General features: G+C 67.2%; 22 protein-coding genes. 16 read left to right on the top strand and 6 right to left on the bottom strand.

Annotated features, from left to right (window positions below):
- Positions 1-10 precede the first annotated feature (10 nt).
- The 5 genes from MEBOL_RS14635 to MEBOL_RS14615 all read left to right on the top strand — a co-directional run bounded on the left by MEBOL_RS14635 (position 11) and on the right by MEBOL_RS14615 (position 4,275).
- The gene (locus MEBOL_RS14635; RefSeq protein ID WP_095982792.1) at positions 11-487 is read left to right on the top strand and encodes an aromatic-ring-hydroxylating dioxygenase subunit beta; all 477 of its coding nucleotides are present in this window, start codon (positions 11-13) and stop codon (positions 485-487) included.
- 11 nt (positions 488-498) lie between these two features.
- Complete coding sequence (gene ilvC, locus MEBOL_RS14630) at positions 499-1,497, top strand: ketol-acid reductoisomerase (protein ID WP_095978007.1); 999 nt, start codon at positions 499-501, stop codon at positions 1,495-1,497.
- Between the two features lie 13 nt (positions 1,498-1,510).
- Entirely contained in the window at positions 1,511-1,906 is a 396-nt protein-coding gene (locus MEBOL_RS14625; protein WP_095978006.1) for a response regulator, read from the top strand.
- Between the two features lie 84 nt (positions 1,907-1,990).
- Positions 1,991-3,475, top strand: coding sequence for an AAA family ATPase (locus MEBOL_RS14620; RefSeq protein WP_095978005.1), 1,485 nt, complete (start codon positions 1,991-1,993; stop codon positions 3,473-3,475).
- Positions 3,472-4,275, top strand: coding sequence for an HNH endonuclease family protein (locus MEBOL_RS14615; RefSeq protein WP_157774960.1), 804 nt, complete (start codon positions 3,472-3,474; stop codon positions 4,273-4,275). The genes MEBOL_RS14620 and MEBOL_RS14615 overlap by 4 nt, the downstream gene beginning before the upstream one ends.
- A gap of 16 nt (positions 4,276-4,291) precedes the next feature.
- Here the strand turns inward: MEBOL_RS14615 and MEBOL_RS14610 are convergent, their stop codons facing one another.
- On the bottom strand, positions 4,292-5,083 hold the full coding sequence (locus tag MEBOL_RS14610) for a hypothetical protein (protein ID WP_095978003.1): 792 nt from the start codon (positions 5,081-5,083) through the stop codon (positions 4,292-4,294).
- 115 nt (positions 5,084-5,198) lie between these two features.
- On the bottom strand, positions 5,199-5,726 hold the full coding sequence (locus MEBOL_RS14605; RefSeq protein WP_095978002.1) for a hypothetical protein: 528 nt from the start codon (positions 5,724-5,726) through the stop codon (positions 5,199-5,201).
- 347 nt (positions 5,727-6,073) lie between these two features.
- On the opposite strand from MEBOL_RS14605, the gene MEBOL_RS14600 reads away from it, so the two are divergent.
- From MEBOL_RS14600 to MEBOL_RS14585, 4 genes are read left to right on the top strand one after another with little or no spacing between them, the layout of a single operon-like run.
- Positions 6,074-7,399, top strand: a complete 1,326-nt coding sequence (locus tag MEBOL_RS14600; RefSeq protein ID WP_095978001.1) for an AAA family ATPase — start codon at positions 6,074-6,076, stop codon at positions 7,397-7,399.
- The gene (locus MEBOL_RS14595; RefSeq protein WP_095978000.1) at positions 7,396-8,391 is read left to right on the top strand and encodes a hypothetical protein; all 996 of its coding nucleotides are present in this window, start codon (positions 7,396-7,398) and stop codon (positions 8,389-8,391) included. Before MEBOL_RS14600 ends, MEBOL_RS14595 begins: the two co-directional genes overlap by 4 nt.
- Before the next feature lie 17 nt (positions 8,392-8,408).
- Positions 8,409-10,043, top strand: coding sequence for a DUF262 domain-containing protein (locus MEBOL_RS14590; protein WP_095977999.1), 1,635 nt, complete (start codon positions 8,409-8,411; stop codon positions 10,041-10,043).
- A gap of 28 nt (positions 10,044-10,071) precedes the next feature.
- Positions 10,072-10,989, top strand: a complete 918-nt coding sequence (locus MEBOL_RS14585) for a carbohydrate kinase family protein (protein ID WP_095977998.1) — start codon at positions 10,072-10,074, stop codon at positions 10,987-10,989.
- On the opposite strand, the gene MEBOL_RS14580 is transcribed toward MEBOL_RS14585, so the two are convergent.
- Positions 10,986-11,810, bottom strand: a complete 825-nt coding sequence (locus MEBOL_RS14580) for a mechanosensitive ion channel family protein (RefSeq protein ID WP_095977997.1) — start codon at positions 11,808-11,810, stop codon at positions 10,986-10,988. The two genes, MEBOL_RS14585 and MEBOL_RS14580, sit on opposite strands and share 4 nt — an antisense overlap.
- Positions 11,811-12,024: 214 nt before the next feature.
- On the bottom strand, positions 12,025-13,173 hold the full coding sequence (locus MEBOL_RS14575) for an ImmA/IrrE family metallo-endopeptidase (RefSeq protein ID WP_095977996.1): 1,149 nt from the start codon (positions 13,171-13,173) through the stop codon (positions 12,025-12,027).
- A gap of 87 nt (positions 13,174-13,260) precedes the next feature.
- Between MEBOL_RS14575 and MEBOL_RS14570 the strand changes: the two genes are divergently transcribed.
- Positions 13,261-13,662: a hypothetical protein gene (locus MEBOL_RS14570; RefSeq protein ID WP_095977995.1), complete on the top strand. Its 402-nt coding sequence runs from the start codon at positions 13,261-13,263 to the stop codon at positions 13,660-13,662.
- Between the two features lie 89 nt (positions 13,663-13,751).
- Here the strand turns inward: MEBOL_RS14570 and MEBOL_RS14565 are convergent, their stop codons facing one another.
- Both MEBOL_RS14565 and MEBOL_RS14560 read right to left on the bottom strand, forming a co-directional pair.
- Positions 13,752-15,005, bottom strand: coding sequence for a hypothetical protein (locus tag MEBOL_RS14565; protein ID WP_095977994.1), 1,254 nt, complete (start codon positions 15,003-15,005; stop codon positions 13,752-13,754).
- Positions 15,006-15,008: 3 nt separating this feature from the next.
- A complete protein-coding gene (locus MEBOL_RS14560; RefSeq protein ID WP_095977993.1) occupies positions 15,009-16,160 on the bottom strand; it encodes a hypothetical protein in 1,152 nt (383 codons plus the stop codon).
- Positions 16,161-16,383: 223 nt separating this feature from the next.
- On the opposite strand from MEBOL_RS14560, the gene MEBOL_RS14555 reads away from it, so the two are divergent.
- From MEBOL_RS14555 to MEBOL_RS14530, 6 genes are all read left to right on the top strand, one after another.
- Entirely contained in the window at positions 16,384-17,466 is a 1,083-nt protein-coding gene (locus tag MEBOL_RS14555; RefSeq protein WP_095977992.1) for an NAD(P)H-dependent flavin oxidoreductase, read from the top strand.
- Positions 17,463-18,263 (top strand): B-box zinc finger protein, encoded by an 801-nt coding sequence (locus tag MEBOL_RS14550; RefSeq protein ID WP_095977991.1) that lies wholly within the window; start codon positions 17,463-17,465, stop codon positions 18,261-18,263. Before MEBOL_RS14555 ends, MEBOL_RS14550 begins: the two co-directional genes overlap by 4 nt.
- Before the next feature lie 112 nt (positions 18,264-18,375).
- The gene (locus tag MEBOL_RS14545) at positions 18,376-19,503 is read left to right on the top strand and encodes a hypothetical protein (RefSeq protein ID WP_095977990.1); all 1,128 of its coding nucleotides are present in this window, start codon (positions 18,376-18,378) and stop codon (positions 19,501-19,503) included.
- On the top strand, positions 19,500-20,162 hold the full coding sequence (locus MEBOL_RS42800; RefSeq protein WP_095977989.1) for an SEC-C domain-containing protein: 663 nt from the start codon (positions 19,500-19,502) through the stop codon (positions 20,160-20,162). Before MEBOL_RS14545 ends, MEBOL_RS42800 begins: the two co-directional genes overlap by 4 nt.
- The gene (locus MEBOL_RS14535) at positions 20,155-20,505 is read left to right on the top strand and encodes a hypothetical protein (protein WP_095977988.1); all 351 of its coding nucleotides are present in this window, start codon (positions 20,155-20,157) and stop codon (positions 20,503-20,505) included. Before MEBOL_RS42800 ends, MEBOL_RS14535 begins: the two co-directional genes overlap by 8 nt.
- A gap of 71 nt (positions 20,506-20,576) precedes the next feature.
- On the top strand, positions 20,577-20,765 hold the full coding sequence (locus MEBOL_RS14530; protein WP_095977987.1) for a hypothetical protein: 189 nt from the start codon (positions 20,577-20,579) through the stop codon (positions 20,763-20,765).
- Positions 20,766-20,885: the final 120 nt, after the last annotated feature.

Genomic DNA, 20,885 nt, shown 5'->3' with positions numbered 1-20,885 from the left:
CGAGGAACACATGGGCGATGCATCCCCGCGCTCCCGGGTGGAGGACCTGCTCTACCGCTACGCGGAAGCGCTCGACGATGGAGGATTCGCGGACTGGCCCGGCTTCTTCACGGAGGAGGCCGAGTACCGGCTCATTCCGCGGGAGAACCACGCGCGGGGCCTGCCCGCGAGCCTGATGCTGTGCACGGGCCGGGGGATGATGGAGGACCGGGTGGTGGCCATCCGCGAGGCGTGTGTCTTCTCGCCGCACGTGTGCCGGCACCTCTACACGAACGTGCGCGTGGCCGAGGGCGGGGACGCGGACGGGAGGCTGGACGTGAGGGCGAACTACGCCGTCTACCGGACGACGGAGGACGGCGAGACGGTGCTCTTGAGCGTGGGGCGGGTGCTGGCGGGGGTGGTGCTGGAGCCCGAGCCGCGCTTCACGCGGATGGACGTGGTGTACGAGACGTTCCGGATACCGGGGTTGCTCGTGTATCCGATTTGAGGGGGAGACACATGACGCGAGTGTTCTACGACGCGGACGCGGACCTGGCGGCGCTGCGCGGGCTGACGGTGTCCGTCTATGATTACGGAAGCGTGGGGCGGGCGCAGGCGTTGAACCTGAGGGACTCGGGAGTGCGGGTCCTGGTGTGCGAGCGCCCGGACACGCCCGGGGCCCGGCGCGCGGCGGAGGACGGCTTCGAGCTCGTGGCCGCGCGGGGGGAGGCAGCGCGGCGGGGAGACGTGCTGGCGCTGCTGGTGGCGGACCTGGCGCAGGAGGCGCTGTTCCGCGAGGCCATCGCGCCCGAGCTGAGGCCGGGGAAAATGCTGCTCTTCTACCATGGCTTCGCGCTGCACTACGGCCGGGTGAAGCCGCCCCGGGACGTGGACGTGGTGATGATCGCCCCGAAGGGCCCGGGGGACCTGCTGCGCCAGACGTTCGTGAAGGGGCGGGGAGTGCCCTGTCTGGTGGCGGTGCACCAGGACGCGTCGGGACACGCCTGGGAGCGGGCGTTGGCGTACGGCAAGGCGCTGGGCGCGACGCGGGCGGGGCTCATCGAGACGAACTTCCGGGAGGAGACGGAGACGGACCTGTTCGGCGAGCAGGCGGTGCTCTGCGGGGGCACGTCGGAGCTGGTGCGCGCGAGCTACGAGACGCTGGTGGGGGCGGGGTACGCGCCGGAGGTGGCGTACTTCGAGGTATTGCATGAGCTCAAACTGGTGGTGGACCTGATGTACGAGCACGGCATCTCGGGGATGCGCGAGCGCATCAGCGAGACGGCGGTCTACGGGGACCTGACGCGGGGGCCGAGGGTGGTGGACGCGGGCGTGCGCGAGCGGTTGAAGGAAATCCTGGGGGAAATCCAGGACGGCCGGTTCGCGCGGGAGTGGATGGCGGAGAACGCGGAGGGCAAGCCCCGGTTCAAGAGGCTCCTGGAGGAAGGCCAGAATCACCCCATCGAGGGGGTGGGCCGCCGCCTGAGGGCGATGATGCCATGGTTCCACGAGGGCTGATAGCGTGGGGGGCATGGCGCTCCCCCTGCGCACGGTTCTCCTCGTCGATGATTCCCTGATGTACCGCAAGCTGCTCGGAGACCTGTTCCGGGACCTCGGAGTGCCGGAGGTGGTGGAACTGCCCACGGGCTGGGCGGCCATGCACTACCTGCGCGAGGGGCGGCCGGACCTCGTGTGCGTGGACCTGGTGCTCCCGGATGTGTCGGGCTTCGGCCTGTGTGGGCACATCCGGGCCACGCCGGAGATCGCGAACCTGCCGGTGCTGGTGGTGAGCTCGCGCAATCAGCCGGAGGACAAGGCCCGAGCCATGCGCGCGGGGGCCTCGGGCTACCTGAGCAAGCCCTTCACGGTCGAGGACTTCCACGAGTGCGTGCGCCAGGTGCTGGCGGCCGTGCCGTCCCAGACGTGAGCGGGAGCGGATAGCCGACGCTTGAAGTGGTTTCTTGCGGCGGGCCTGGGCTCGGGGACGCTACAAGGAGGCCCGGAGACGCGCATGTACATCACCCAACTGCACGTGAAGAACCTGAAGCGCATGCGGAACCTGACCCTCGACTTCAGGCACGAGGGCAAGCCGCGCATGTGGACCGTGTTCGTCGCGGAGAACGGGGCATGCAAGACGACGTTGCTCCAGGCCATCGCCCTGGCGGCGAGTGGATTCACTCGTGCGAACCAGCTCGCGGATGTTCCTTCCTTGCCGGACTTGAGAGCGCCTTCGGCTTCAGTCGCGATCAAGGCGGAGTTCGCGTTTGGAACGAGACAGGATAAATGGCGCGTTTTGTCTAGATTTGAGTCTGTTACAAAAGACGATGCTCCAGTTGTGTTGCGTAGCCTTTTGGATATTGAGAGCGCCCAATCAATATTCCTAGGGGATTCCTGGTTCGAGTCTTCTAAGACGCCTAAGTCTTTGAATGATGAACAGATTGAATTTGATACTGCTTCTGCTTTTATATTGAAAACCGTTGGTAGCATTGTATCTGATAGGCTTAAGTCCTCAATGAAGCAAGAGGACGTGCCGGACTTTGGGCTGGGTAAGGATTCTGCTTATAAGCGCATGTTGCGTCGGCTGTTGGCTCGGCCGGACCCGGTTTCAGAGTCAAGGGCTGAGGGTTTTCCTGGTTGGTTTGTCTCGGGATATGGGACGCAACGTCAGCTTCCTGTGCCGCTCGGCTCCACTGAATTGAAGGATCGCGTTCTAAATCGGCTTGAACCCCTCTTTGGGAAAGCGCCGCTTGTTGGTACTGGTTTCGCGAATCAATTCGTGGATACGCCTTTGTTCGAGCCGTTCATTCGTGCCCTTCAAAAAGTTTTGGTCGATAATCGGCTACTGCCGCATGTGGATGCGGTCGAGTTGCGAGGCCGGGGCGGCATGTCACAAGCCGGGGATTTGGTCAGATCCCACAGCTTCGAATTCGAGTTCTCCGGGCAGAAAACCAAGGTCCCAGCGACGTGGTTGTCTCAGGGATACCAGTCCACCATCGCGTGGATCGCCGACGTCATCGGCCAGATGTACCTCGATGTTGGAGAGCCCATCCCTCTGGAGGACATGGAGGGAATCGTCCTCATCGACGAACTCGATCTCCACCTTCATCCGTCCTGGCAGGTGCGGCTCGTTCCGGTGCTCAAGCGCGTCTTCCCCCGCATTCAGTTCATCGTGACGACCCATTCGCCCATGCTCCTGCCGGCGCTGGAGCGGCACGAAATCGTCATGCTGCGCCTGGACGAGAACGGAGACGTGGTCGCGGAGCCGCCACCGGCATCACCCAAGTTGATGACGGGCAGTGAGATCTATTCGAGCTTCTTCAACATCCAGAAGCTCTACCCGAGTGATCTCGGCGACGAGTTGCGCCGCTACACCTACTTGTCGAGCGATCCGACGCGCACAGACGAAGAGGACACCGAGATGCTGCGCTTGCAGAAGAAGCTCACGGAGGCGGGCCTGGACCTGGGCCTGCCGCCCGTGCCGAGGGACCTGCCGTGATTCGTATCGCGCGCGGCCCCGAGCCCGCCGAGCTTCCTCCGGTACGCGCCAGGGAATTGGCCCGGGTGCGAGCGCTCGCATCCGCGGGCTCGTTGGACGCGAACGCGGTCGGTGGTGCATACGCCGTGGTGAAGGATGCGCTCTGGAAGCAGCAGGCCATGCGGTGCTGTTACTGCGAGCGTCCCGCGATGGAATGCGCCTACAACGATGTGGAGCATTTCAGGCCGAAGGCACGCGCCGACCGGTTGGATGGGACGGTTCACGCGGGATACTGGTGGCTCGCCTGGACGTGGGAAAACCTTCTCTTCAGTTGTCCGAACTGCAATCGCTCCGCGAAGAACGATGCTTTTCCGCTCGAGTCCGGGTGCGTTCCACTCGCCGCGGAGGAACATCCACCCGGCCAGGAACGGCCCTCGCTCCTCGATCCCTGCGAAGAGGATCCGGTCGAGTCGATCCAATTCGTTTTCGATGGCCAGCACTGGCAGCCGGTGGGCCGCAACGGAAGCACGCGGGGACAACGAACGGTGGAAGTCCTCCAACTCGGACGGCCCGAACTCCTGACGCTGTACGGTATCCACGTGGAGGAGCAGGTGCGGCCCCGCATCGACGCGGCCCACGAGGCCATCGCGCGAGAGGACGTGCCGCTGATCGGGAGCGCATGGCGTCGTGTTCGGGGTCTCCTTTCCCCACGGATGCCCTTCGTCGCGCTGTCCTTCGACGCCATCCACCACTTCGTCCCAGCGCCGGTCCGGATTCAGTGGGGCCTGGAGTTGCCCAGGCCGCCTGTTCGCGGCCCGTGAATCGCGGGAGTCGCCGTCACGGCTGGACGGATTGTGGCTCCCGCATGCTTCCTCTGTACTTGGTGACGGGCACGTAGCACTTGCCTTGGTGCTCGGCTTGGCTCTCCGCCAGGCAGGGCGCGCGCTTCGCGAGTTCCAGCCAGCACCCACCGTTGATCTCCACTTCACCCAGCTTGGATTTGCAGGGAGCCACCGCCTGCTCGCTGAAGGGCTTCGCTGGCAATGGGTACGCGACAGCCGTCGGGAGCGGGGCGAGAGAATCAACGAAGTGAGGTGGCGGGAGTCGTGGAGGGATTTCCGGCTCGAGCGAAGACTGCCTGTCTGGAGGGGGTTCGCTCCTGGATTGGATTGCTCCGTACGTCCAGACGCCCAGGCCCAGCGCGAGGACGGCGAGGCCCGCGAGGGCTCCCGTCCTCCGACTGAATTCCCAGCGGTGCCGCCTGACCGGAGGCGCCCGGGGCTTGCCGAAGAGATGAGCCTGGAGGTTTGGGTTGTCCTCCACGCGCTGGAACGCGGCGGTGCCCAAGGTGAGGACATCCGCCAGCTCGGTGGCCCTGGCGCGGGTGGGGGCTTCTTCCACCTCCATCTTCACGGCCGTGGGCCCGGTCAGACAGGAGAACTTCACCACCCAGTCGCTCCGAGGCCGCCAGCGCACACGGCGGCCGGGTAGGAACAGCAGCACCGGTTTGCCCGTGTCCACGTGCCTGGCCTCATAGAGACGCCCCAGGTTGGGTCCCACCTCCTTGTACCGCCTCCCCAGGAGATACGGGCCCACCCGGCCTCCTTCCGACTCCTTCTCCTTCGCCATGTGCTTCTCCCGTGGACGAGCCGTCCGTTCGACGGCTCGTCCGCCAAGGCCCGGCCCTCGGATGGGAAAGGATCCCACCTCACGAATCAAGAGGGGTTCCCGAGGGCCTACCCGTCTACTCCGCCAGGGCCGGAGCATCCTCGCCGGGCAGCTCATCGCCAGGGGCGGGCTCCATCTGGGTGCTCAGGAGGTAGCCGACCCCCAGGCCGAGACCCAACAACGCGAGGATCAGGGCGGCGCGGACCCACCAGGACCTCCAGGCCCGGCGCACGCGGAAGCGCCATGAGCGCTGGAGGCGCGCGGCCTCCTCGAAGTGGGCCTGCAGGCGGGGGTTCTTCTCCACGCTGCGGACCATGTCCGTCGCCAGGTCCATCAACCTCTTGAGGTCCTCGTGTTGGGCGGAGGGCGGTGACTTGTAGATCTTCATCCGCACCTTGCCATCACGCCCGCCGGAGAAGCCCAGTTCCCAGGCGCCTTCGGGGCTCCAGATCGCGCCCTTGGGGCCCAGCATCACGAGGGCGGGTGCGCCCGTGTCCACATGGTGTGCCGTGTAGATGCTGCCCAGTCCCGGCACGGTCTCGATGCACTCCCGGATGAGGAACGCCCCATGCCGGGTGCCCTCCACGCTCTTGTCGTCCACCACGTACGTCCCCTTCGCGGGGGAGTGACCTGCCCGTCCCCCACACGCGGCACAGGGAAACGGATCTGACTTCCGAAGTCAAGTGAGCGACAGGTCCTCGGAGGTCGGGTAGCCGCGCGAGCGCCCGCCGCGGAGACGCTGGGTGCCCGCTGAAAAGGTGTCCACCTCCGCACGGAGCGCGGAGGGTGATTCGCTCGCGCACGAGGTTGGACGTCCCGTCACGCGACGGACCCGGTCCTGCTCGTGGCGGGCGTATTGAAGTGCCCTGCTTCACGTGCTAGCGCACGAGGCCGTCGGCACACACGTGCAAGGACCCGATCCGCGGAGAAGCCCGCGAGCGCTCGCCCCCCATGGCCCTTTCCTCGTTCACCGTTGCCAACTACCGCTCGTTCCTCCATCCCACCACCATCGAGCTCAAGCCCCTCACGCTGCTGTTCGGGTACAACAACTCGGGCAAGAGCGCGCTGCTGCGGCTGCTTCCTCTGCTCGCGGATTCGGTCGGCGAGCCACGGGGCGCTCCACTCAACCTCGACAGTGCGGCGGTACGGGGGGCCGCCTTTCGCGACCTGTGCTGCCAGCTCAGCGCGCGCCGGCAGATCGATTTCACGTTGAGCTGGGATGGCGAGAGTGGCTTTTCCTCGGTGCGGAACTACCAATTCTCGGTCCTCGAGCTGCCGGGTCCCCAAGCGGAGGTCCTGCCTCCGGTCGTCAATGAGTTCAGCGCTGAGTACTTCCTGGGTCAGCAAGGCAATGCCGCCTCCCTGCGCGGAACATGGATGCCCGAGCGGGCGTTTCCCCCGCCCAACCGCGCGCTCTACGAGACGTGGTCGAAGATCCAGGGACACGAGGAGACGCATCTCGACTCCAGCCCCATCGCCTTCCGAGGCATCAAGCCTGGCTCCGGGGAACCTCTCGACCCGTCCCTTTGGATGACGGTCAACGCCCTGGGAATGCAATTGGAGCCCTTGCGTGATGAGGTCCAATGGCTCGGGTCGGTTCGGCGTGTGCCCCATCGGAGCCGCGAGTTCCGGGGCAGCGCACCGCCCAAGCTGCTGGAGGATGGCACCGGAGCCCTGGAGATCCTCGTCCAGGACAAGCTCCAAGGGGGGCCACTGCTCGCCACCGTCTCCGCGTGGTTCGAGAAGAACACCCGGCAGCGCTTGGATGTGACCGAGGTCGCGCCTCGCTATTACGCGCTGACGCTCGGTCCCCTCGCGAGTCCAGGCATCCGGGTCAACGTCATCGATACGGGTGAGGGAATGGCGCAGGTCCTCCCCGTGCTGGTGCTCGGTGCACAAGCTCGCGCTCAGGGGACTCCGTCCACCGTCATTGTCCTCGAGCAGCCGGAGTTACACCTTCACCCGAGGATGCATGAACCACTCGCCGACTTCTTTTGCGAGGTCGCCATGCAACCCAATCCTCCTCGCGCCCTCATCGAGACGCACTCCGAGAACTTCCTCCAGGGGCTTCAGCTCGCCATCGTCGAGGGACGACTGGATCCTGCCCATGTCGCCGTGTACTGGGTCCAGCAGTTGGATGATGGATGCAGCACGGTCAAGCTCATCACGTTCAACGACATGGCCCTGCCCAGTTACTGGCCCCCGGATGTTTTTTCCGAGGACACGGAGCTGTCCCGACGCATCCTCAAGAAGCGGCGGCAGAAGGAGGGGCGATGAGGGTCGTCCTCGAAGCCGCGCTTCTCGTCTCGAATCAGGTCAAACTCCATCCACTCGCGCTCCACGCGCTGTTCAACCTCTTCTTCGAGAAGAAGTGCCACACCCTCGAGATTGATCCGCCGGACGCTCCGGAGATTGACACGTGGCGCGCGGGCTTGCGCGAGTCGGACTGGGACGAGATGGAGTTGCTGCTCGACGAGAGCACGCAGCGCCAATTGCGTGATCCGCCGGTGAACGTCATCCGCGTCGCGGATGTGCCGGCGGTGCAGTGGGTGGGCGACGTTCCCCGTTTTCCGCTCCAGGAGGCCATCTCCCTGCTGCACAAGCCACTGCGTGTGCTCATCGAGGGCGTCAATGACGAGCGGTTCCTTCAATCCGCTGTTCCTCACTTCTACCGCTCGCGGTTCGAGGATTGGTCGAGCAGGGAGTTCTTGAAGTTCGAGTTCCGGGGCGGTCTTCCCAACCTGGAACTCACCCTTGGGCAGGAACTGCGGGTGCGGGAGCGACGGCTGCGGCTCTTCGCCATGATCGACAGTGACGCGCGCAAGCGAGGCGAGCCCTCTCTCAAGTCGAGGGACGTGGCCCGCACGTGCGGTCGCGCGAAGGTGGCTCACCACCAACTCAAGCGACGCGCCATTGAGAACTACCTTCCCGAGCCCGCGCTCGAGCAATGGCTGAAGCGAAAGCATGCCCGTGAGTTCGACACCGCGTGGCTGCCCAGGCTCAAGGCGTTCCGTGCCTTGTCGGACGAGCAACGCCACCATTACAACATGAGGGCTGGATTGAAGAAGGATCGAGACGGCACGGGGCTCGCGGACATCTTCGAGACCCTCGTCACGCACAAACCCGACGACGCTCGTCATCTGGAGGAGGGCTTCGGAGAAGTGGCGGAGTCCTTCCACGAGGACTCCATCCCCGAGGCGTGGCGCATCAAGGATGGCCAGAGCGACGAACTGATGGACCTCTTCGAGAAGATGCTGCGCGCCGCCTGAGCGGAAAGGACCCGACGATGGCAACTCCCGCCTACCTCAGTGAACCGCAGATCCAATCCTTGTCCCGGCTGCTCCAGGAGATCCTGGAGGGCAACCTGCGCCTTCCCCTCTTCCAACGGGACTTCGTCTGGTCGAACAACCAGCGCTCCGATCTGCTCAACAGCGTGCGGGATGGAATCCCCATTGGAAGCGCGCTGGTCTGGCGCACCGCGACTCGCAAATTGGAATGCTTCGAGGCGATCGGGCCCCACCGCCTCCCCGACCGCTCGGGAATGGAGGGGATTCTCCACAGCTATCTCCTGGATGGTCTCCAACGGCTCTCGACCCTCTTGGGCAGCATCTACCCACGTTCCCCGGAGACCCGAGCGGTCTCGACCGAGCGGTCCATCGGGCAGGAGCTGAATTGGGATCTCTATTACGATCTGGAGGAACGGGTCTTCCGGTTCCAAGAGGGGGATGAGGCTCCGGCCTCCACGTGGCAGCCGCTCTGGCTGACGCTCGACAGCATCGGGTTGCTGCGCTTCCAACGCGAATTGGCGAAGCACCCGGATGCCGAGCGGCTCATCGCCGCTTCGGATGAACTGGTGAGTGCCTTTCGCGACTACAAGATCCCGGTCCTCGCCATCGTGACCGAGGATCTGGAACAAGCCACCCGCATCTTCCATCGAATCAACAGCCGGGGAACTCCCATGGGCGAGTTCCACATGATGCAGGCGCTCACCTGGCGTGAGGGATTCGATCTTCGGGAACGGCTCACGCTCGCCAAGGTCCGGCTCAAGGAGCGAGGGTGGGAGCCGGAGCCGGAGGAAGATCTATTCCTGGATGTCTGCAAGGCGGCGCTGGACCTCGATGTCTTCGAGGAGGCTGTCGAGGCGTTGAGCAAGCGGCTCCAGGCCGAGCCGCGGGTCATCGATGAGGCAACGGACAATGTCCTGCATGCCGTCAGCTTCCTCCAGCAGGAGTGCGGAATCCTCTCCGCCGAGTTGTTGCCCACCCGTTACCAACTCATCCTGCTGGCCGATGCGATGAGGACATGGCGGGCAGCGGGCTCTCCGGCCGAGGTGAAACGGCACCTGATTCGGTGGTTCTGGCTGACCACCTACGGCAGTACCTTCAGAGCCGTCAACGGAAGCAAGCTTCAGCGTCTTCTTCTCCACCTGCGACGGCTCGCGAGTGGAGAGACCACCCAGGTCGCCGATGAGATCGGCCCCTATATCCCCTCACTGCCCGAACGATTCCACTACCGCTCCGCTCGATCCAAGGTGCTTGCCCTCCATCTGGCTCGACTCGGACCCCGGAGCGTGTCCGGACAACCCATAGAGGGCCCCACGGCTCTGCTGGCGAGGCACGGTGCCGATGCCATCATTCCTCTCTTCCGGAATCACTCCGAGTCCGCCAACCGCATCCTTGTCCGTCCCGATGAAGCCCAGGCGATGCGAGAAATGCTTCAGGGCAAGACCCTGTTGCGTTGCTCCGATGAGATGCTGGCGAGTCACGCCATTTCTCCCGAGGCCGCCAACGCCCTCTACGCCCAGGACATCGAACGTTTCTTGGCGTTGCGCGGGGAGACGCTGACGGCACTCGACAACGAGTTCATCAAGGCTCTTTTCATCGAAGAGGTCGCGTACACCCCTGCGACTCCCTCAACCTGACCGGGTCGGGAGCCGAAAGGAGCTGTCCATGGCACGAACGAGCGGGGACCTCGACGCGGTGGTCGCTGGCTGCATCGGGGTGGACACCAACGTCTACCTCTACGGCGCCGACATCGACTTCGAGGTCGAGGCCAACTTCTCGCGGAACATCGACTGTGTCGGACAGGCGGGAGGCTACTCGTCACTGGGATTCGCGAGCCTGGGCCGGCCCACGGCCTTCATCGGCTCGGTGGGCCGCGACTGGCATGGCGAGCACATCCGCCAGGAACTGGCACGGGCGGGCATCGAGTCCCTGCTGTTCGATGATCCGCTCGGCACGCACCGCAGCGTCAACTTCATGTATCGCGACGGGCGGCGAAAGAACTTTTACGACGGCAAGGGGCAGATGGAGGTCCGCCCCGACCTCGACGCCTGCCGCGCCCTGCTCTCGCGTGCTCGCGTGCTGCACGTGCACCTGGAGAACTGGTGCCGCGACTTGTTGCCACTCGCGCGCCAGCTCGGCGTGGTCATCTCGTGTGACCTCCAGGACCTCACCGCCCTGGACGATCCATACCGCCGCGACTTCATCGAGCAGGCCGACTTCCTCTTCTTCTCCACGGTGAACTTCCCCGACCCGCACGAGGCCATCGCCTGGCTGCGAAGGGAGCACCCGGAGCGGCTCGTCATCGGGGGGATGGGCGCGCGGGGCTGCGTGCTGGGCAGCGCGGAGGGAGCCCGCTTCTTTCCCCCCGTGGACCTGGACGCGCCCGTGGTCGACACCAACGGCGCGGGAGACGCGCTGGCGGTGGGCTTCCTCACGGGACACGTCCTGGAAGGCCGCGCGCCCGAGGACGCTCTCCTCCGAGGGCAGATCGCCGCGCGGCATCTCTGCGCCCAGGAGTCCGGACGGAAGCAGCCCATCCGCGCCGCCCACCTGGACGAGCGGTTCCACTCCCTCCGGCGCTAGCCCGCCTTGGGGATGGCCTGGCTCGCCGGTGCCGGCATGGGGAGGCCATAGCCCGAGATGGCCAGGGCCTCCTGGATGGCGAAGCCCATGTTGTCCTGCACGGCGTTGGCGTCGCGGGGAACGCACCAGGCCTGCACCGCGAGCACGAGCCCGGTCGTGGTGAACTCCGCCACCTCGATGGAGACGGGGGGCTGCTGCATCACGTCGGGAACTCCCGCGACGCGGGCCTCCAGCGCGCGTTTGATCGCCCCGAGGTCGCAGCCGTGTTGCACCGGCACCCGGATGCTCAAGCGGCGGTGGGGGTGGTGGCTGTAGTTGACGATGTTGTCGCCGAGGAGCTGCCCGTTGCCGACGAAGATGCGCAGGTTGTCTTGCGTATCCACGGCGGTGACGAACAGGCCGATCTCCTGCACGATGCCAGAGACTCCCGCCGAGCTGATCTCATCGCCCACCCGGAAGGGCCGCAGCACGAGCAGGAAGACGCCGGCGGCGAAGTTGGAGAGCAGCCCCGACCAGGCCGAGCCGATGGCGATGCCCGCCGCCGCGAGCAGGGCGGCGAACGACGTCGTCTCGATGCCGAGCATTCCCAGCAGGCCGAGCAGCAGGAGGATGGTGAGGGCGCTGGAGAAGAGGGACTCGACGTAGCGGATGAGCGTGGCGTCGAGCTTGCGCTTCTGCAGGGCGAGGTGCAGCACGCGCTGGAAGCCGGTGATGACCGAGCGCCCCACGAACCACAGCACGAGCGCGCTGGTGAGCTTGAGCAGGAAGGGCAGCGCCTCGGTGAGCGCGAGGGAGTTGAGCTGATTGAGGATTGCGTCCATTTGGAGATGGGCCTTGGGCCTGGAGTGGCCGGGGACTCGGTCTTTCTATCCCCGCCCTTCCGGACATAGCAATCGCGGTGCCGGACATCGCCACCCCCTTGCTTCCCTCGGAGAAGGGCCAGGGTGGATGGGATGTTTGATGGTCAAACCAACTGGGCTGACATGTCAGTGCGGATGAATGGCACGTCAGTGACCCTGTCGCGGCGCCAGGGCTTCAGCGGGAGGTGGGCTTCGGAGCGGAGAAGGCGAGGGCCGCGTCGATCGCACCGAGCACCTCGGCGCGAGTCCGCTCGGGTGCGTCATTCCAGGCCTGCAAGCTCTCGGGACTGGCCGGACACGCCGCGGCCTTGGCGATGACAGCCATTGCGATGTCACCCGCACCGCTGTTCGAGGCGGCGGCTCTCAGTACTGCGCCCACGATACTGAATTGACCCGCGCGCTCGTTGTCGAAACGAACCTGCTTCTTTCCATACCCATCACGCGCCCTGACCTTCTGACACCAGCCGCGAGTCGAGATCAACGCGTGGGCCTCCTTGAGCACCGTGGCGATCTCCGTCAGCGAGGGCACCGTTTCGACAAAGGGGATTCCTCCGGGCAGGCGCAACGCATGTTGCAATTGAAGCTCCGCCCAGGACGCCTGGATGTCGCCGCGTCGCCGTGTGGCCAGCTCTCCGTACTCCGGGGGCAGTGCGGCGAACAACTCGGGCCTGTGTTGATGGATGAGGTCGAGATAGGCCCGTTCCGCTTCCTCCAGCGAGGCGCGTGGCGGAATACCCAACTCACGCCAGGGCTTCTCCGCCGCGGGGAAGACCCGTTCATAATAGTTCCGGAGCCGCGCCTTCATCGCCCCCGGAGAAACCCCGAACAAACCCGCGAGTTCTTCTGTCCTGGGTGGGGTCGGTCCTTCAAGCACCTGGGTCAGCCAGGCATCGGGCATCAGGAACTCGGAGGCGAAGTCCATGGAGCCCGACTTGAGCTTCGATTGGTAGCCATCCGAGGTGCGCACATACACGCCCGGTGACGCCCAGAGCAGATGGTAGAGGAACGCCGCCAGGGTGAAGCGCTGCCGGGTGGGCGGGTTGTCGCGATTCATGAAGATTCTCGCGCCCTCCTCGCCGAGCTCCAGGACGGAGTCGATGCGCATCGAGTCGAGGTCGACAATCAATGCGTCCGCGAGCTCATCCGGGAGCTTGTCTCCCATTTCCGGGGGAGTGGATGAAATCACCGGCACGCCCAGGCCTTGGATGATGCTGTCGACGTCCACGGGAGGCGGGAGGGAGAGAATCGAATCGATGAAAGTGCCGATGCTCTCGGGCTTCGTGCGGAGTGCTTTCAACGAAACCCGGGGAATGGTTTCCGTCATGCGCGGCTTCTACCATGGAGGGTGGGTCGCATCCACGCGCACGCCTCTGGTACGGTGGACGGAGCCGCCCGAATCAGGAGCACGTCCATGGCTGGAATCCGTCAGGACTACATCACCCGGATGATCGAGCAACTGGCCGCCGCGCTCGCCGCCATCCTCCGGGCCGCCACGGGTGGGAAGACGGAGGAAGCGCTCGAGCAGGTGAACGAGGCCAGCCTGAGTCTGTTCGGCATGGAGTATCGCATGCTCATCACCATCGACGCGGGCTCGGTGGCGGAACTGCTCGGGCATCCGGAGAAGATCCAGGCGCTCGCGAAGCTGGTGCTGGCGGAGGCGGATGTCCTGCGGCTCAAGGGTGATGCCGAGGGGGTGGCCCACCGGCTGGGTCATGCGCTCGGATTGCTGCTGGAGACCGAGCGCAGGCGCGGGGCCCCGGATGCAGAGACCGAGGCGCTCCTGCGCGACGTGCGCGGCAAGCTCGCCTCGTGAGGGGCTACGGCGTCCGTCCGCCGGCCTGAGCCCCGGCGAGCATCATCGGGGAGAGTTCGAAGCGGTTCACGCCAGGTCCGAACGGCCCCTCAGCGCCCCAGGTCCGTGGCCTGCTGGGGCGGGGGGTTCTCGGGCGGAGGCGGTGGGTCACCCTCGGCCGGCTCCATGTCCCGGGTGCGCTCGGGGGGCGGCTTGTCGCGCTGGGAGGGGTGCTCGGCGGTGACGTCCTCGAGGGTGCGAGGCGGTGGCACGTAGGCCTCGGGTGAGAACGCGCGCGCGGCGTAGGGCTTCGTCTGGTGTGCCTCCTCGATGGTTTCCCCCGGCTCGTAGTCGCTGGAGTTCTCCTGATCGCGCGTGAGGAGCACCTGCCGCACGCGGTAGGGCCCATCCACGCCCAGATCGTGGAGCACCTTGCCGAACACCTCCAGCGTCATCGTCTGGCGGCCCGCGCCGAGCCTCGCCGTCTGTTTCACCCAGGCGAGCGGTTCCAGGCGCGGTCCGAATATCTGCGCCATGAGCGTGAAGAGGCCCGGCTCGTCCACCCGCAGCTCCGCCTCCAGCGCGAGTCCGCCGTCGCGAAGGGAATCCGTCCACCGGCCGGTGAGCGTGGCGCGGGGGCCCTGGGTGTAGATGAGCACGGAGGGGATGGTGCGCGTGCCCACGCCGGGCACGTCCACGGTGCCCTCGACGAGCAACCGCCCGAGCAACAGTTTCCTCTGCTCGCGCGTGGGTCGCAGTTGGGCGGTGTAGCGCAGATCTCCGGCCCGCTCGTCCTCGCCGGTGCCGTCGTCGCTCACGGGCAGGTCGATCCACGGGCGCGCTTCATCGTCGAGCGAGCGCGCGCGCACGCGAGGGGAGGGCAGTGGCTGGCGGCGGCCCTGGGCGTCCGTCATCTCCAACCAGAGGGCGATGGGCCGGGGGGCCACCACGTTGTAGCGCTTGGGCAGGATGCGCAGGTGGTGCTGGTGGGACTCGTCCACGGGGATGTCCTCCCAGTCCGTGGTGCCCGGGTAGAACTCCTCGGCGAGCACCTGCGTCGTGGGCGGCAGCTCGATGGGCGGCGCCTCGGGAGGCCGCTCGGGGGTGGTGCCGGGAGGCGGTGACTCCAGGGCGGACGAGGGTCCGGGGGCCGCCACCGGCTCCGGCGGGGCGGCCACGGCGGGAGGCCGGGCGCGCGCCGGAAGCGGCGGAGGCGTGGACGCTGGCGCCTGGGCGATGGGGCGGGGAAGCGGGGCGGGGACGGGCGCGTCGGGTCCGCTCAGGGCGAACCAGACGAGCACGGCCACCGCGCCGAGCAGCAGTCCCGCCCCCGCCTGACGCCAGCGCTTCGGGGGAGGCGTCATGGCTTATTGGGCGTACTGGCCGATGCAGGTGCCCGGCGAGATGTAATAGCAACCCGTGCTGCTCTGGAATCCGTACTTCTTCACATACGCGTCATTGCGGTTGTGGGAGTGGTTGGACCAGGACTGGATCCAACGCCAGTAATAGCCGGTGTACTGGGCGCGGTACTTGCCGCCATTGGAGCCACTGGGATTGGAGGTGGGATCGCTGTCGTACTGCCACAGCACGCCGTCGGAGTCGTCATCGGCGGAGTAGCCCACGCAGCCCACGAGCACGCCCATCTTGGCGTCGTTGGTGGCTTCCTGGACGCTGTCCTTGGAGTTGTTGTTGGTGGAGCCCGCGCCGCCGGTGGTGGTCACCTTGTAGACCCAGCGGGGAGACTTGCCCGCGCGGCCGTTGTTGGCCTCGGCGAGCATCGTGGCGCGCGTGAGGCTGGCGGTCCCCGGGTCCTTGAGCGCCCAACTGGCCACCCAGCTCACCAGGGTGGTGCAGAAGTTGGAGGCGCCGTCCGTGCCGTACAGGGCGCTCGCGGCGCGGGAGCCGCCGAGCGCGCCCGCGGAGACGACGGGGGTGCCGGTGATGGCGCCGTTGGTGCCCGTCAGATCCGGCCACGCGCCCGTGGAGAGGATGCGGTCGATGATCGCTCCGCCCGCGCTGTGCCCCACCACGCGAAAGCGCGTGCGCTGGTAGAGGTTCGGGTTGCAGCCGGTGGTGTTGCTGCCGTTGCGCAGGTCCAGCAGGCAGTTGGCCACGTCGTTGGTGGCGGCGGGCACGCTCTGGTTGACCAGGTCATACCGGATGGCGAAGGCCTCCGAGTAGGACCACGGGCCCGTGTAGTTCACCGTGGAGCATCCCGCGGTGCCACACGACATGGAGCATCCGCTGCCCGTGCACTGGGAGGTGGACTCGACCATGAAGTCGTGGCCGTCACCGCCGTCCTCCACGGAATTCAACCAATAGCCATAGGAGGAATTCACACAGCGATCATCCGCGCCCTTTCCGCCCACGCAATTGCCATGACCGTGGATGAAGATCGTGGTGCCGCCTCCATTGCCACCCCAGACGTACGACAGGTTCACCGTTCGCGCGGACGCACTGCCACTCCACGCCACGGCCATGCCCGCGGCCATGGCCGCGAATGCCTTGACGAGCCTCATGCCCGGTTTCTCCTCGTTGGTGGATCGGTCCCCGCATCAAAGACAGGATTTTTGTTTTCGTCCAGTCAGGGGGGTCCCGGGTGCCGATCGCGAACACATGCGCGCGGCGACGCGGTGCGTTCCTTGCTCCTCGCGGGTGCGGCGTGTTTGGAGTTCTTCCGCTCGGAGTGCGGGGTCGTGTGTATGGTGGTGGACCCAACAAGGCCCAAGGAGACCTGACCGAATGAACGCGCCCAACGCTTCCAGTCCCTGGCTTCAGCTCGCCGCGCGGCTCGGGGTCGAGCATCCCTTCATCCAGGCGCCGATGGCGGGTGTCTCGACCGCGGAGATGGTCGCCGCCGTGTCGAACGCGGGGGGACTTGGCTCGCTCGGGGCCGGCTATCTCGCGCCGGAGGCCCTGCGGCAGTTGGCGCGTCGCGTGCGGGAACTCACGGATCGGCCGTACGCCATCAACCTCTTCGCGCCGCTGCCTCCGCCAGAAGAGGTCGCCGCCGGTCCCATGCTGGAATTGCTGGCCCGGTACTACACCGAGCTCGGGCTCGGAGCGCCCCAGCCTCCCGCCTTCACGTTGCCGCCCTTCGAGGAGCAGGTCGACGCCGTCCTGGAGAGCGGCGCGCGGGTGTTCAGCTTCACCTTCGGGATTCCTCCCGCGTCGGCGCTCGCGCGGCTGCGGGAGCGGGGCCTGGTGCTCATGGGCACGGCGACGACGGTGCGGGAGGCCCGGCTGCTCGAGGCCGCGGGCGTGGACGCCATCGTCGCGCAGGGCAGCGAGGCGGGAGGCCATCGCGGCACCTTCGCGGGTCCTTTCGAGGACGCCCTGGTGGGGACGCTCGCCCTGGTGCCGCAGATGGTGGACGCCGTGGGCCTGCCGGTGGTGGCGAGCGGAGGGCTGATGGATGGACGGGGAATCGCCGCGGCGCGGATTCTCGGGGCGGCGGGGGTGCAGTTGGGCACGGCGTTCCTCACCTGCCCGGAGTCGGGTGCCCCCGAGGCCCACAAGGCGGCCCTGCGGAGCGCGCGCGAGGATGAGACGGTGGTGACGAGGGCCTTCTCCGGGCGTCCGGCGCGAGGGCTCGCCAATGACTTCTCGCGCGAGGTGGGCGCGGCTCGGGCCGCCATCCTGCCCTTTCCCCTCCAGCATGGAGCGACGACTCCCCTGAGGAGCGCCGCGGCGGCGCGGGGAGACGCGAGGTTCCTGGCGATGTGGGCGGGGCAGGGGGTGACGTTGTCGCGGAGCCTTCCGGCGGCGGAGCTGACGCGCGAGTTGATCGCCGACGCCGAGCGGCGACTGGGAGGACACGGGTGAGGAGCGGGACGAGCGCCTTCCGGGTGAGGGTGGAGGGGCCGGGCTCGCGGGGGGCGGACATGGTGCTGGCGCGGGCGTTCCAGCTGCCCCTGGAGGCGGCGCGCCAGTTGTTGGCCGAGCCGCGGGTGTTGCCCAGGGATCTGGGGGAAGAGGAGGCGCGCGCGCTGGCGGAGGCCCTGCGCCAACACGGTGTGGACTGCGAGCCGGTACCGGTGGTGGGCCAGTCCCGCGCCGTGTGTGGTGCCCACCCGGGGCTGGCCTCGGAGCTGCCCTGTGAGGACTGCCGCGAGCTGGTGTGTGTGCTGTGCCGGGGCTCGGAGGGTCGGGCGCTCTGCGCTCGGTGCGCGGCGTTGCGGGCGAGGCGGGCGCGGGCCAAGTGGGTGCGCGTGTCGGTGTTGCTCGGGGTGCTGGTGGCGATCGCTCTCTGGGGGCTGTCACGCCACCGCACGCGGGAGCGGCGCTTGGAGTGGAACCGGCCGTTGCAGGTGGCGGTGGTGTTGCTCGCGCGGGGCGAGGTCTCGGCGCCGGTGCGGGAAGCGTGGCGGGAGGGGCTGGCGCGTTTGGAGGACTGGGCCGGGCGCGAGGCGGAGCGCTACCGGGCGGACCCGGGCTCGCCCATCCACTTCGTGCTGGCGGGGCCGGTGGAGCCCGAGCGCCAACCGCTCTACCCACAACCCGCGGCGGAGGTGATGGTGGGCGAGGTGCCGCTGGGCGAGGCCGAGGGTCGCCTGGCCGAATCCCTGGACGAGGTGCGCGTGGGGCCCGTCACGGCGAAGGCGCTGCGCTGGAGGGAGTGAGGGCGGGCGTCTGGAGTCTCTATTCGTGGATGGTCCAGCACGGTCCAGTGCCTGACGGCCAAGGTCATATTCGCGTGCCAACGTCTCCAGTCATGTCTAGACTGGACATGGCATGGAGACCGAGGACCAGGATGGAGGAGCAAGGGAAGGGCTTCCGCTGAGTTTCTATGCGCGGTGGGAGTCCTCCACCGTGGACGAGAAGCTGGTGCTGGCCCGCGAGGCCGCGAGCCATCCGGGCTTCGACGAGGAGGACGCCTTCGAGGTGGGCAGCCGCCTGGAGGAGTCCCTTGAAGAGGTCGGCCGGTTCGCGGAGTTCGAGTCCGTGCTGGACGTGTGGAAGCAGCGGGCCCCTCGTGTGCACGACGCGGAGCCCGCGGTGCGCACCTGGAGGGTGGAGCTGGCGTTGCGGCTGCCGGGCGGGGATGTGAAGGGCGCGCTCGTGTCCTTGGCGCGGCGGACGGGGGATTGCGCGCTCGTCACCCGGCTGGCCGAGTGGTGTCTCTACCGCGGCCGGGTGGAGGAGGCGCGGGCGGGTCTGCTGGAGGCGTGGCCTCGGGTGCGCGAGGACGAATCCCTCGCGGATTGGACGCGGGTGGACTACGTGACGCGCGCGGTGCTCACCTGCATGGACGCGGGGCTGCGGCGGGCTCCGGCGCTAAGCGAGGAAGAATTGGGTGTGCTGCTGGCGCCCTTCGATCGGGCGGTGCCGCACTGGGTGGGGGAGGCCCTGGCGCTGCGCACCGGCCGGGAGTCCTGGCGGCGGCGCTCGGGTCACGAGGTGTTGCTCCTTCCCTCGGAGCGCTTCTTCGACGCGCAGCGCGCTCTGGTGATGTCCTTCGAGCCCGAGCTGCGCTTGCGCCAGGGGTGGCCGTGGGGACGCACGCAACTGATCTTCCCGGAACTCTTCCACCTGTTGCCCGGTCCCCATGGCGATGGCGGCCGGGACTTGAGGCCCCAGCACGTGCTCCTGCCCCTGCTGGGAGACCTGGAACAGTGGGTGCGCGGTCAGGGCGAGGAGCGCGCCCTGCATCCCCATGTGCATGCCGCCACGGCGCTCTCCCTGCGTCCGTGGGGCGAGTACCTGCGGGGGCTCGGGTTGCTGGGCGCCGAGGCGTGGACGGGCTGGTGGCAGGGGGCCTGGGACGTGCTCTCGGCCCTGCCCGAGCAGTTCGCGACGGCGGGAGATCCCGTGCTCGTGGAGGAAGTGCATCGGTTCTTCCGGGAAGGGGGGAGCATATGATCGGGGGTGACGAAGGGGTGGAGTGGGGGTTGCTGGTGCAACGGCTCGTGCGCACCGCGCTGGGTTCGGAACTCCAGGAATCGCTCATCCAGGAGCTGGAGGAGAAGGGATCGGCGGTGGTTCCCGTCGTCCTGGAGGCGCTCGAGACGGAGCGGGACGAGGACGCGCGCTCCGCGTTGCTGCGCGTGCTGGCGGGCTGTGGTGCGCGGGATGAGCGCATCCTCGCGGCGCTCCTGGCGCAGCTTCGGGAGGAGGCGATTCCGGGAGCGGTCAACCTGGTGACCTACGGCGACCCGCGGGCGATCGAGCCCCTGGCCCGGATGCTGGAGGACTATCCCCTGACGGATGACGTGATGGATGTGTTCGCCCAGCAGACGGTGCTGGAACTGGCGGTTGCCATCCTCGACCTGGGGGGGAGGCTGAGCGAGGCGCAGCGCGCGAAGGCCGATCGGGCGTGGCGTTATGGCGCCCCCTTGCGCGCCGCTCTCCGGAAGGCGTTCCACAAGAAGCCCGGACGCAACGAGCCGTGCTGGTGCGGCAGTGGGGTGAAGTACAAGAAGTGCCACCTGGGTGAGGATGCCCTGACGGGGAGGGGTTGTCGTCCGGCCGTGAGTGGGCGACGGTGGGCTCCACGAGGGAGGCACACGGCGCATGAGTGACGAGCGGGATTGGAGTCCCACCGAGGGGGGCCACACCTTGGGCCTGCTGGGCGCCGAGGGAGGCACCATCGTCCGGGACGAGGTGCACCCGGCGGGACTGCGGCTCACCCTGGAGGAGGACCTGTCCCGCTCGTTCCATGCGTTGACGTGTGGGGTATCCGGCTGGCTCGTGCACCGCCGTTTCTTCACGTCGGAGGCGGAGGCCGAAGCGGCCTGGGCGGAGATGCGGCCCGCGCTGGTGGAACTGGCGTTGCAACTGCCGCCCTCCGGGCCCAAGGGGTTGGATCCCGCGACGCGCGAGGCGGGCGCGAAGCTGGGCGCCTTCCTGGCGCGCTTTCCCTGAGCAACTTTCCGCCTGGATTGTCAGACCCGGAGCGGACACTGCGTCGAGTGCGGCGTTCCCAGGAGGCCCTCATGCTCGACCCGATCCGATCGCATCCCTCGTCCCCGGTTCGTCTGGTGGCTGCCGCTCGCCCGTCGGCCGCCTCGGGTTCTCCTTCCTCCGAGTCCCGTCCGCTGCCGTACTTCCTGTCCTCGGAGCCTCCCCGCTCCGAGGGCGAGGCCCTGCTGCGGCGCATCTTCTCCCGGGGTGCGCAGGTGTAATGAAGAGAACGCCTCCTGGCCATGCAGGAGCGGGTTTTCCCAGAGCCCCCTTCCCTTGCGCCACTTCGGGTGTAGGGTAGAGGGCGTGTAGGCGCGTGTCTCCGGCTGGTCAAGGCTCGG

The sequence above is a fragment of the Melittangium boletus DSM 14713 genome (assembly GCF_002305855.1).
In the GTDB taxonomy this organism is placed as follows: domain Bacteria; phylum Myxococcota; class Myxococcia; order Myxococcales; family Myxococcaceae; genus Cystobacter; species Cystobacter boletus.
Note: the sequence above shows the minus strand (reverse complement) of the source record. Positions and strands in the feature narration are given on the sequence as shown.